The organism is Kitasatospora sp. NBC_00240, assembly GCF_026342405.1.
GTDB lineage: Bacteria > Actinomycetota > Actinomycetes > Streptomycetales > Streptomycetaceae > Kitasatospora.
In genome coordinates, this window is the sequence record NZ_JAPEMU010000001.1 from 4,613,420 (window position 1) to 4,625,851 (window position 12,432).

Consider the following 12,432-nt stretch of genomic DNA (forward strand, 5'->3'; position numbering starts at 1 on the left):
CCCGGCCGCCGCACCGACCACGCCCCACCGACTCCTGCCCGACCGCCGACCCCCGCACGATGGCCCCTTCGCACCGACCGCACCCGACGACCGCTCACGAGGACCGTCCACGGCGGCCGCCTCACGACGACCGCCCCGCGCCGACCCCGGAGATACCGTGACCACCCCGTTCGCTGACGACGCCTCCCTCACCCCGCCGCCCGGCTGCCCCGCCCACGGGCTCGGCGCCGACGGCCTCCGCCGGATGTACGGCCCCGAGGCCGAGGCCGACCCGGCGGGCCTGTACGAGAAGCTGCGCGCCGAACACGGCGAGGTGGCACCCGTCCTGCTGCACGGCGACCTCCCCGCCTGGCTGATCCTCGGCCACTCCGCGAACCTCACCGCGATGCGCACCCCCTCCCGCTTCTCCCGGGACTCCCGCCGCTGGACGGCCTTCCAGGAGGGCCTGGTCACCCCCGACTCCCCGCTGATGCCGGTGATCGCCTGGCAGCCGCTGTGCGTGTTCGCGGACGGCGAGGAGCACAAGCGCCTGCGCGGCGCGGTCACCGACAGCCTGAACCGCTTCGACCGGCGCGGGATCCGCCGCTACGTCACCCGCTTCACCGACCAGCTGATCCAGGAGTTCGGGCCCACCGGCCAGGCCGAGCTGGTGGCGCAGTTCGCCGAGCACCTGCCGATGCTGGTGATGACCCAGGTGGTCGGCATGCCCGAGGAGTACGGGCCCCGACTGGTCGAAGCCGCCCGGGACCTGATGAAGGGCACCGAGACGGCCATCGCGAGCAACGACTACGTCGTGGCGACCCTGCGCCGGATGATGGAGCGCAAGCGCGTCGCCCCCGGCGCCGACCTGGTGTCCTGGCTGATGCAGCACGACGCCGGGCTCACCGACGACGAGGTGCTGGAGCACCTGCGGGTGGTGCTGCTCGCCGCGAACGAGACCACCGTCAACCTGATCGCCGACACCCTCAAGCTCGTCCTCACCGACCGCCGGTTCCGCGCCCACCTGTCCGGCGGCCACATGACCCTGCCCGACGCCCTGGACCAGGTGCTCTGGGACACCGCGCCGATGTCCGTGGTCGCCGGACGCTGGGCCACCGGCGACACCGAGCTCGGCGGCCAGCAGATCAGGACCGGCGACATGCTGCTGCTCGGCCTCGCCGCGGGCAACGTGGACCCGGCCGTACGCCCCGACCTGTCGACCCCGCTCTACGGCAACCGCTCCCACCTCGCCTTCGGCGGCGGACCGCACGAGTGCCCCGGCCAGGACATCGGCCGGGCCATCGCCGAGACCGGCATCGACATCCTGCTCACCCGCCTGCCGGACCTCCAGCTCGCCGTCCCGGAGGAGGAGCTGACCTGGACCTCGGCCTGGCTCTCCCGGCACCTCACCGGGCTGCCGGTGCGCTTCACCCCCCGGGCGAGGAACGAGGGCGACACCGGGACGGCCGGCGGGGCCGTCCCCGGCACGGTGCCGTCCACCCCGACCGCCGCCCCGACCGCCACGGTGCCGGCGCAGGCCGGCGCGCCCGCCGCGGCGCCGTCCGCCGCTCCGGCCCAGGGCGTGACCGTCCCCCGGCAGCGGCGCAGCTGGTGGAGCACCCTGACCGGACGCTTCCGGCGCTGACCGGTCCGCCGCCGGCCCGGCCGGGCGGACCTCTCGCGAGTCGGCCCTCGCAGGGCCGGCTCTCGCAGGGCCGGCTCTCGTAGGGCCGGCAGCACCGGCCCGGACGGCGACACCCGAACGGCCCGACCCCTGAGGGGCGGGCCGTTCGGCGTACCCGGGGACGCGGGTCTCCCCGTACGACTCCGACCCGCGCCCGGCTCGCCCACCGCAGCCACCGCACCCGCCGCACCCGCCCACCGCACCCGCCCACCGCACCCGCGCGGCACTGCCCGCGGTGACCCGGCTGACGCCTCGTCGGTTCCGCGCGCGACGGTGAGCCCGGCGGCCCTGGCGCCTCTGCTTCCTCATGGGTTCACATCGCCAATCCCATGACGATGAACGAAACTTGCGTTGTTAGTGTCAGATTTTTGCTCTTTCATATGGACTTCATGCGACGCCGCCCATAGTCTCTCCTCGCTCGGCGGAAACCACCGCGCCACGCGCTCGAAGCATCTGCGCAACACCGAAGGAGCGCAGCGCCGCAGAGTCCCTACCGGTGCCGACTGCCCAGCCGCCTGGTCCCCACCCCTGGCCCGCCCCCACGACCAGCAAGGATGTGCAACCGTCATGCAGTCACCACCCGTTCGCCGGCTACGGAGCAGCGTCGCCGCGCTGACCGCCGTCGCCCTCGGCAGCGCCGGCCTGTTCACGGCAGCCGTCGTCGGCTCCGCCACCCCCGCCAGCGCCGCCGGAGTCCCGACGCTCTCCCCGCTGAACGTCTCCGGGCGTGGCGCCACCGTTCCGTTCAAGGAGCAGGAGGCCGAGTACGCGGCCACCAACGGCTCGGTGATCGGCCCCGACCGGCTCTACGGCCACCTGCCCTCGGAGGCCTCCGGCCGGCAGGCCGTCACCCTCAACTCGGTCGGCCAGTACGTGGAGTTCACCCTCTCCGCGCCGGCCAACTCGATCGACTTCCGGTACAGCCTGCCGGACACCGGGGACGGCAAGGGCCGGGACGCCTCGATGGACCTGCTGGTCAACGGCAGCAAGCTGAAGAGCGTCGACGTCACCTCGAAGTACAGCTGGTACTACGGCGGTTACCCGTTCAACAACAACCCGGGCGACACCAACCCGCACCACTTCTACGACGAGACCCGCACCATGTTCGGGTCCACCTACCCGACCGGGACCAAGATCCGCCTGCAGGTCTCCTCGACCGCGCAGTCCCCCAGCTTCACCATCGACCTGGCCGACTTCGAGCAGGTCGGCGCCCCCGTCGCCAAGCCGGCCGGGGCCCTCGACGTGGTCACCGACTTCGGCGCCGACCCCACCGGCGCGACCGACTCGACCGCCAAGTTCCAGGCCGCGGTCAACGCCGGCCAGGCACAGGGCAAGACCGTCTTCATCCCGCAGGGCACCTTCACCCTCTACGACCACGTCGTGGTCGACGGGGTCACCCTGGCCGGAGCCGGCCCCTGGTACAGCGTGCTCGGCGGACGCGACCCGAACAACCGCCAGAAGGCGGCCGGGATCTACGGCAAGTACGTCGGCCAGGGCGGCCCGAGCCAGAACGTCAACCTGAAGGACTTCGCCATCATCGGCGACATCCGCGAGCGGGTCGACGAGGACCAGGTCAACGCCGTCGGCGGCGCCATGTCCAACTCCACGCTGGACAACCTGTGGCTCCAGCACACCAAGGTCGGCGCCTGGATGGACGGTCCGATGGACCGCTTCACCATCAAGAACAGCCGCATCCTGGACCAGACGGCCGACGGCGTGAACTTCCACACCGGCGTGACCAACTCGACCGTCACCAACACCTTCGTCCGCAACACCGGCGACGACGGCCTGGCCTCCTGGCCCGAGCGGGTGCCGAACGTCAACGACAGCTTCACCCACAACACCGTGGTGCTGCCGATCCTGGCGAACAACATCGTCACGTACGGCGGCAAGGACTTCACCATCTCCGACAACGTCATGTCGGACACCATCAGCAACGGCGGCGGCCTACACATCGCCAACCGCTACCCCGGGGTCAACTCCGGCAGCGGCACCGCCGTCGCGGGCACCATCACCGCCGCCCGCAACACCCTGATCCGCACCGGCAACAGTGACTTCAACTGGCAGTTCGGCGTCGGCGCCATCTGGTTCGACGGCCTGAACGAGCCGATCGCCGGTGCCACCATCAACATCACCGACACCGACATCCTGGACAGCTCCTACGAGGCCGTCCAGACCATCGACGGCGCCTCCAGCGGCATCAACTTCACCAACGTGAACATCGACGGCGCCGGCACCTACGCCATCCAGGCCCAGGCCAACGCCAACATGAAGTTCACCAACGTGAAGGCGAAGAACATCGCCCAGGCGGCCACCCCGATCCACAACTGCGTCGGCAGCGGCTTCGTGATCGTCGACGGCGGCGGCAACTCCGGCTGGAACAACGGCACCACCTGCAGCGGCAACTGGCCCACCCCGCAGTGGACCTACGGCGGCCAGCCGTCCACCGGCGGCGGCACCTCCTCCCCGAGCCCGTCCCCGTCGCCCACCACCCCGACCACCCCGCCGGCCAGCCCCTCCCCGTCACCGACCACCCCGACCACCCCGCCGGCGTGCAACCCGGGCACCGGCAACCTCGCCCAGGGCAAGGCGGCCACCGCCACCAGCACCAACCAGACGTACACCGCCGCCAACGCGGTGGACGGCAACGCCGCCAGCTACTGGGAGAGCGCCAACAGCGCGTTCCCGCAGTCGCTGACCGTCGACCTGTGCGCCGTAACCGCGGTCGGCAGCGTCACCGCCAAGCTCCCGTCCGGCTGGGAGAAGCGCACCGAGGCGGTCACGGTCCAGGGTTCCACCGACGGCGTCTCGTTCAGCACCCTGGCCCCCTCGACGGGCCTCACCCTCGACCCGGCCACCGGCAACACCGCGACCGTCGGCTTCGCCCAGACCAACACCCGCTACGTCCGGGTGACCGTCACCGGGAACACCGGCTGGCCCGCGGCCCAGCTGTCCGAGCTGGAGATCCGGGCCACCGGCCCGACCACTCCCCCCACCACCACTCCCCCCACCACGACCCCGCCGACCACGCCGCCGGCCAACACCAACCTGCTGGCGGGCAAGTCCCTGACCGCCACCAGCACCGTGGACGTCTACGGCGCCGGCAAGGCGAACGACGGTGACGCCAACAGCTACTGGGAGAGCGCCGCGAACGCCTTCCCGCAGTCGCTGACGGCCGACCTCGGCGCCTCCACCGCCGTGGGCCGCCTGGTCCTGAAGCTGCCCCCGGCCACCGCCTGGGCCACCCGCACCGAGACCCTGAGCGTGCTCGCCAGCACCGACGGCACCAACTGGACCACGGTGAAGGCCTCGGCCGGCTACACCTTCGACCCGGCCACCGGCAACACGGTCACCGTCAACGTGCCCGGCACCACCGCCCGCTACCTGCGGCTGTCCTTCACCGGCAACACCGGCTGGCCCGCCGCCCAGGTCTCGGAGTTCCAGGCCTACACCTCCTGACCCGGACCACCCTCCGGACCTCCGGGGCCCGCCCAGCGGCGCCCCGGAGCCCCCACCGAGGCCCCTCCGACCCGCCCCTCGCGGGCCGGAGGGGCCTTGGCCCGTCCCGGGGCAGCCGGCCGCTCCGGGCAGCCCCGATGCCCGTCGACCGCGTCCGCGTAGGCACCGATCACCCGGACGAACCGCCCGAGAACGTAGTCACCGCACCCGACGCAGTACCCCGCCGTCCGCTCACCCCCGCTCACCGGCCCCTCCCCGCACGCACGGCGGGCACCACCCGCACCGAGTGCAACCGCCCCCGCATGGCGAAGGTCAGGTGCAGCTCCCCGTCGCACTCCATCGCCTCGGTGACCCGCTCGATCACCCCGGGCCCCAGGAACCGCCGGTACGCCTCGTACTGGAAACTCCCCAGCGGCAGCGCCCGAAGTTCCTCCCGGAGCCGCTCCACCACCCCCGGCAACGCCGCGGTGAGGGGCTCCATCACGTCCTCGATCTCCGCCGTCACCAGCATGCTCGACGCTTCGCTCACCGGCCCGCCGCCTCGGCGGCCGGTGCGTGACCGGGGCAGGCGACGACGGCCCAGCCGAGCGGCGCCGAACCGGGAGCCGTCGGGGTGTGGACGTGACCGGCGGGGACGAGCGGGGGCTCGGACGAGCCGCACCGGATGCAGGCCTTCGCATGTCGCTGCGCGTCGGTGGGTGGAGCCGTTGCCGGCAGTGCAGATGGGTCGGACACAATCACCCCTACGTTCAGTACTCAGAGGCCACCGGAAAGTGATGACTGCTACATCGTCGACCCGGGCAGGATCTCCCTGAAGGCCGCAATGAGGACTTTCATGGGACCTCTTGAGGACTTCTAGGGCAATTACCTCGGACGGGCGTCCTGTATATGGCCCATCGGACTGTATGGTTGACTTTCCGTCAGCTCTGGAGGCCGCCGTGACCCGATCCTCAGGAAACACCGCGCTCAAGGCGGCCAGGCAGAGCGCCGGCCTCTCCTCCCAGCAGGCCTTCGCGACGGCGCTCAATGCGGCGGCTCTGCAGCTCGGCATGGGATCGGTACTGGTCAGCACTCGCCAGATCCGACGGTGGGAGTCCGATTCCCCGCCCTGGCCGCAGGACGACTACCAGCGCCTCCTCACGCAGGTCCTCCACCTGCCGGTCGAGGACCTGGGATTCCGTGCCCCCTGGGACAAGGGACCCGAAACCCGGCCGGTATCCGCATCTCCACGGAGAGCGGCGCTCCCGACTGCACTACGATCCGCCCTTCCGCGCCCAGCACATTCGACAGCACTCCAACCGGCGACGATCGGGGCCGACTTCGCCCTGGTGACCGAGGCACACCGCCGTCTGTACTGGAGCGTCGCACCTGCCACCCTGCACCTGGCCGTGGCGGAGCACGCCAATCTCGGCACCACACTTCTCGGGGAGACCTCCGGCGTCACCCGCCGCATCCTCGCGACAGCTCTCACCGAGTCACTCCTGCTGGCCGGGCGCATCCAGTTCTTCGACCTGCGGCAGCCCGAGCAGGCCGACGTCACCCTGGTTCGCGCGCTCCAGGCCGCCGGTGAAGCGAATGACACGCTTCTTGGGGCTGCCGTCCTGGGCCACTCGGCATTCATTCCTGGTTGGACCGGCCGACGCGACGAGGCATCCGAGCGCATGCAGGCGGCGCGCGCCTATGCCCGGCGCGGCCCCGCCTCTGCCGAACTACTGGCCTGGCTGGACGCGGTCGAGGCCGAATGCCTCACCCGGTGCGGGGACCATCGCGGCGCACTCTCGATGCTTCGCCAAGCCGAGGAGACGCTCAAGGCGGGAAACACAAACAAGTCACCGGACTGGTTGACGTGGTTCTCGCCCGTCCGGCTCGCCGCCTTCAAGGGGAACACCGAACTCAGCGCCGGGCAACTTCCCCAGGCCCGAACTACTCTGGAGAATGTGCTCGTATCCCTGGACCACGCCGAGGGGAAGCAACGCATCGTCGTTCTCGGGGATCTGGCAGCGCTCGAAGCCGCCTGCGACCAACCTGATGCCGCATGCGCTCGGCTTGAGCAGGCTCTCGACCAGCTCTCGATCACCTGGTACGCAACCGGCATGGACAGAGTGCGGGAGGCGCGCCGAGCCCTGGCCCGCTGGCAGGACTCGACGGCGGTCCGTCAGATTGACGACCGGCTCTACAGCTGGTCGACGACTCTCAATTCACTTCAGCGTTGAACTTCCCCACCAGGTCCCCCAGCTCCAGCAGGGAATCGACCCGGAACGTCGCGAGCTCATCGGCGGCGGGGTCGTGCTGCTGGATCCATCCCCATGGACCACGCCTGATCAAGGCGGTGAGCATGCCCGCCGCGGCAGCCGGACGGATGTCGTTGTCGAGACGGTCCCCGACGTAGAGGATCTCCCCCGGTAGAACCGGGGTGACCTCAGCCACTCGATCGAAGAAGGCCACGTCGGGCTTTCTCGCGCCCCAGTCGTCGGAGGTACCGATCAGGTCGACGTCACCTGTGAACAGTTCGCGTAGCAGTCCGCCGGCCCGAACGGTCTGGTTCCCGGCGATGGCGAGCCACAGACCGTCTGCGCGAAGCCGGGAAAGGGCCGGACGTACGTCCGGGTAGAGGTCCTCCTCGCCGAACCACTCCGGCTTTCCGGCCAGCGCCCGCTTCTCCCGCTCCTGGTACAGGTCGAAGCCGGGGCGAAACACCTGGAACGTCTCGCGGTAGTCCCGGCCCTGGCTGATCACGGCGCCGAACTGGGCAACGAACGTGTGCCGGGGCACGCCGAGCCAGTCGGCCCACGTCCCGTACTCCCGAGTCTCGTCCACCAGACACTCGCCCACGTCGAACACCACCGCACGAATCATGTGTCCAGCCTATCGACCGCGTTACGCAGTGGTCCGAAGCCGGCGGGGCGAGCGGACACCCTGAGGGTTCGTGCAGGCTAAGGCTGACAACCACCCGGCGCCGCAGCACAGCCGTCGACACGGCGGTGCCGCCGGGAGGCTGAGGCCTCCCGGCGGCACCGGGTCTGCTGACTACCTTGCGAACACTACGGGTTGACGGTGAGGGTGAACGTCGAGGTGGTGTTCTTGATGTTCTGGAAGTTGTTGCTCATCCGGAGGTTGTTGAAGGTCACCGAGCCGACCGCCGGGCCCTGGCCGGACTCGGCCGCCTCGTTGGCCCAGACCCCGATGCCGGACTTGGCGTCGAAGGCGTCGCCGCTCTTCTGGGCTCCGGTGATCGAGATGTTGGTGAAGACGGTGTCGGTGATCGGGTTCTGCGGCTGGCCGCCGGAGTAGTTCGTCTGGAACATGATGCCGTGGTACGTCGGGTCGACGATGTCGACGTCACTCACCCGGATGCCCTGGAACACCTTGGAGGCCGAGAAGACCCAGATGCCGCCGAAGGTCTGCGACCCCCAGAAGTGGCCGCCGGCCCGGACGATGGAGATGTTCTGCAGGTTGGTCGGGATGGTGCCGAAGCCGTTCATGGCGTACCCGAAGTCCAGCGAGCTGATGGTGATGCCCGAGTAGACCAGGGTGTCGGCGATGTAGATGTTGCGGAAGGTGTTGTCGTACCCGCCGTAGACCGCGACACCGGCCGCGCGCCAGGTCAGGATGGTGCTGAGGTTCTCGAAGATGTTGTTCTTCTCGTCCGCGCCGCCGGCGTCGATGGCGGAGAACAGCGCGAAGCTGTCGTCACCGGTCGAGCGGGCCTCGTTGTTGCTGACGAGGTTGTCGGTGCTGCCGTTGGTCATGTTGATGCCGTCGGCGAAGGTGTCCCGGATCCGCGAGTTCTTGATCACCATGGAGTCGGTGTTGGCACCCCAGTACATGCAGATCATGTGCTCGGTCCAGATGTTGTCGATCGTGATGCCCGAGACGTTGGCGAAGTCGAACACCTTGCCGGGGCCGTCGATCCGGGAGGTGTAGTTCCCGAAGTAGCCGAACCCGGAGAAGGTGGAGCCGTTGGCCGTCGACTGGGCGCGGAAGCCCACGTCCGTGTTGGACTGGTCGGTCGGCGCGTAGAACCGGGTGAACCAGGGGCCCGCCCCGACGACCTTCACGGCCTTGCCGTAGACCTGGAACTTGTTCGCGGTCTGGTAGTCACCGGCCGGCAGGTAGACGCCCACCAGGTTGCCGGTGGTGTCCATCCGGACCTTGTCCAGGGCGGCCTGCACGTCGCCCTGCGCGAAGCCGGTCGGCACCACGTACTTGGCCGGGTCCGGGTTGGGGATCGCGGTGGCCTGCTCCAGGCTCACGAAGTCGATCGCGTAGTTGGTGGTGTTGGCGGCGTCCTTCTGCAGCTTGATCTTGCTGCCGGCCGGGACGGTCGTCCCGAGCAGGATGTTCGCCTCGTCGTAGATGTGGCGCGGGCCGCCCGCACCCGGCGAGTTGCCGGGGCCGGTCTCGTTGCCGTACAGCCACGCGTACTTGGAGGTCAGGTCGATGGCCTTGAGGAAGCTGCCGTTGACGTAGACGTTCAGCGTGGAGTTGATGCCGTCGCCGCCGGCCGCGTCCGGGATGGAGAACCGGGTGACCAGCGTGTTGGTGCTGGCCTTGGTGGTGAACTCCACCGAGCTGCCGGTGGAGTTGAGGGTGACGGCCTTGCGGCCGGACGCCTCGCCGGCCAGGTCGCCGACCGTACGGTTCGGGCCGACCACGGCCGCGCCGCCGCCGAGGACGCCGTCCTCCGCCTCGTAGGTGTCGTACGGCATGTTGGCGCCGCGGCCGACGTACAGGGGCTGGCTGCTGGTGTTGTTGGCCTGCTTGACCGGCAGCTCGTTGGCGTCGTTGGCGATCACCGTCTTCACGGTGTACTTGCCGTTGCCGGCGGTCCAGCTGCCCAGGTTCACCGGGGTGCTGGTGGCGCCGGGGGCGATGGCACCGGTGTAGGAGCCGGTCAGGGTCTTCACCACGCTGCCGGTGGTGGCGTCCGCGACGGTCAGGGTGACGCTGTGCGCGCCGCCCGCCGAGGCGACCGTGCCCTGGTTCTTGATCGCCGCCGTGAAGGTGACGTTGTTGCCGGCCGCCGGGTTGCCCGGGGTCCAGCTGACCGGCGCGGCGACCAGGTCCGAGCTGGCGACCTGGGCGACCACCAGCGCGGCCGGGTTGGTGTAGGTGTTATTGGTCTCGTCCTGCTCGATGACGGCGTTGGCCTCGTCTACCTTGGCGATCACCTGGTAGCTGCCGGCGTTCTGCAGGCCGGCGGAGACCGAGACGGTGCTGGACGCGCCCGCGGCCAGCGCGCCGACCTGGGCGGTGCCGACCTTGGTGGCGCCGAGGTACAGGTTGACGCTGGTCGCGCCGGAGGCCGCGGTGCCGTTGTTCTTCACGGTGGCGGACAGCGTGACCGGGTCGGTCTCGACCGGCAAGGCGGGCGAGGCCGAGGTGGCGGTGACCAGGAGGTCCGGGTTCGGCGCCGGGGTGCCGATCACCTGGAACTCGGCGACCTGACCGGCCGAGGAGCCCGAGTTGGCAGTGATCTTCAGCTGGACGTCGGCCACCGTGGCGGACACCGGGATGGTCACCGTGTTGCCCGAGGCCGGGTCGAAGGTGTACGACTTCGCCGCCGAGATGCTGGTGAAGCCGCTCGCGCTCTGCTCGCGGCCGAGCACCTCGATGGTCTGGGTCCGGGTGGCCCAGGCGGCCGCCGGGTTGAGCTTGACCACGACCGAGTTCACGACCGCGTTCGAACCCAGCTGGGTGGTCAGGGTGTTGGGGTAGCTGCCGCCCGAACCCTCCCAGTAGGTCGCGGTGTCGTTGTCGTTGGCGTTCGCCGCGACGAAGGTGAAGACGCTGGAGTTGGCCGAGATCGGCTTACCGCCGGCCAGGTTGGTGCCGCCGCCACCGCCGTTGCCGGTCCGCACCACGGTGTTGCTGCTGGCGGACTGGTTGCCGGCCGCGTCCTTCGCCTTCACGAAGTACGAGACGGTCGCGGTGTCGGGCTGGCTGTCCGTGTACGTCAGCACGTTGCCCGCCACGCTGCCGCGCAGGGCACCGCCCGCGTACACGTCGTAGCCGGTCACACCGGTGTTGTCGGCGGACGCGCCCCAGGTCAGCTTGACCTGGCCGGAAGCGGGCTGGGTGAACGCCAGCGCCGAGGGCGCGGACGGCGCCTGGGTGTCGCCGGAGGCACCCGTCCGGGTGACGGTGTTGCTGCTCCCGGACTGGTTGCCGGCCGCGTCCTTCGCCTTGACGAAGTACGAGACGGTGGCGCTGTCCGGGCGGCTGTCGGTGTAGGTCAGGACGTTGCCCGCGACACTGCTGACCAGCGTGTTGTCGGCGTAGATGTCGTAGCCGGTGACACCGGTGTTGTCGCTGGCGGCGTTCCAGGTCAGCTTGATCTGGCCGGCGGCCGGCTGGGTGTACGCCAGGCCCGAGGGCGCGGTCGGCGCCTGGGTGTCGCCGGTGGCCGGGCCGTAGATCTCGAACTCGGACAGCTGGGCGGCCGGCCAGGCGGTGTTCGCGGTGACCTTCAGCCGGACGAACCGGGCCGTGGTGGTGTTCAGGTTGAGCGTCACCGTGTTGCCGGACGCCGGGTTGAACACGTAGGCGGCGGAGGCCACCAGGTCCGAGAAGGTGGTGCCGTCGTTGCTGGTCTGGACGGTCAGCGTCTGGGTCCGGGTCTCCCAGCCGCCGGGCAGCTTCAGCACCAGCTTGTTGACCGGCACGGCCGAGCCGAGGTCGGCCTGGATCCACTGCGGGAGTGCGTTGTTGCTGCTCTCCCAGTAGCTCGCCTGGTTGCCGTCGTTGGCGTTGGCCGCCGAGTAGCTCTGCGAGGTGCTGCTGGACGAAAGGGTCCGGCCCAGCGCCAGGTTGCCGCTGGTGCTGGTGGTGCCGTGCACCTCCAACTCGGAGATCTGCGCCGCCGGCCAGCCGGTGTTGGCCGAGATCGCCAGCCGGACGAACCGGGTGTTGGTCGCCGGGAAGGAGATCTTCACGGTGTTGCTGTTGCCCGGGCTGAACGAGTACGTCGCCCCGCTGGTGATGGTGGTGAAGCTGGTGCCGTCGGCGCTGCCCTGGACGGCGAGCGTCTCGGTGCGCGTCTCCCAGCCGCTGGGGAGCTTCAGGACGAGCTCGTCGATGCTGGTGCTGCTGCCGAGGTCGACCTGGACCCACTGCGGGAGCGCGTTGTTGCTGCTCTCCCAGTAGGAGTTCTGGTCACCGTCGTTGATGAAGCCCGCGGCCCGGCCGTCGGTCGCGCTGCTGGCGGAGACGGCCTTGCCGGCCGCCAGGTTGGGGCCGCCCGCGGCATGCGCGGGCAGGAGCGGGCCGGCGACGATCAGCAGGCTGGCCGAGGCCAGCGCGGCCATCAG

The 12,432-nt window shown here is 70.1% G+C and carries 6 protein-coding genes; 3 read left to right on the top strand and 3 right to left on the bottom strand.

What is annotated here, in order from left to right:
• The first annotated feature begins 157 nt into the window (after window positions 1–157).
• Window positions 158–1,624 carry a cytochrome P450 gene (locus OG689_RS19480; protein ID WP_266322021.1) on the top strand — a complete coding sequence of 489 codons (1,467 nt, stop codon included), beginning with the start codon at window positions 158–160 and terminating at the stop codon, window positions 1,622–1,624.
• Between the two features lie 606 nt (window positions 1,625–2,230).
• Window positions 2,231–5,122 carry a discoidin domain-containing protein gene (locus OG689_RS19485; protein ID WP_266322023.1) on the top strand — a complete coding sequence of 964 codons (2,892 nt, stop codon included), beginning with the start codon at window positions 2,231–2,233 and terminating at the stop codon, window positions 5,120–5,122.
• 241 nt (window positions 5,123–5,363) lie between these two features.
• Here OG689_RS19485 and OG689_RS19490 read toward each other — a convergent pair whose 3' ends face one another.
• On the bottom strand, window positions 5,364–5,651 hold the full coding sequence (locus OG689_RS19490; protein ID WP_266322025.1) for a hypothetical protein: 288 nt from the start codon (window positions 5,649–5,651) through the stop codon (window positions 5,364–5,366).
• 409 nt (window positions 5,652–6,060) lie between these two features.
• Here OG689_RS19490 and OG689_RS19495 point away from each other — a divergent pair, with 409 nt between their 5' ends.
• The gene (locus OG689_RS19495) at window positions 6,061–7,335 is read left to right on the top strand and encodes a transcriptional regulator (protein ID WP_266322027.1); all 1,275 of its coding nucleotides are present in this window, start codon (window positions 6,061–6,063) and stop codon (window positions 7,333–7,335) included.
• On the opposite strand, the gene OG689_RS19500 is transcribed toward OG689_RS19495, so the two are convergent.
• Both OG689_RS19500 and OG689_RS19505 read right to left on the bottom strand, forming a co-directional pair.
• On the bottom strand, window positions 7,316–7,978 hold the full coding sequence (locus tag OG689_RS19500) for an HAD family hydrolase (RefSeq protein ID WP_266322029.1): 663 nt from the start codon (window positions 7,976–7,978) through the stop codon (window positions 7,316–7,318). The genes OG689_RS19495 and OG689_RS19500 overlap by 20 nt on opposite strands.
• Before the next feature lie 185 nt (window positions 7,979–8,163).
• On the bottom strand, window positions 8,164–12,429 hold the full coding sequence (locus OG689_RS19505) for a discoidin domain-containing protein (RefSeq protein WP_266327277.1): 4,266 nt from the start codon (window positions 12,427–12,429) through the stop codon (window positions 8,164–8,166).
• Between the last annotated feature and the right edge of the window lie 3 nt (window positions 12,430–12,432).

Coding starts and splice junctions, on each gene's coding strand:
- OG689_RS19485 (WP_266322023.1), top strand. CDS start 2,231: ATGCAGTCACCACCCGTTCGCCGGCTACGGAGCAGCGTCGCCGCGCTG.
- OG689_RS19500 (WP_266322029.1), bottom strand. CDS start 7,978: ATGATTCGTGCGGTGGTGTTCGACGTGGGCGAGTGTCTGGTGGACGAG.
- OG689_RS19505 (WP_266327277.1), bottom strand. CDS start 12,429: ATGGCCGCGCTGGCCTCGGCCAGCCTGCTGATCGTCGCCGGCCCGCTC.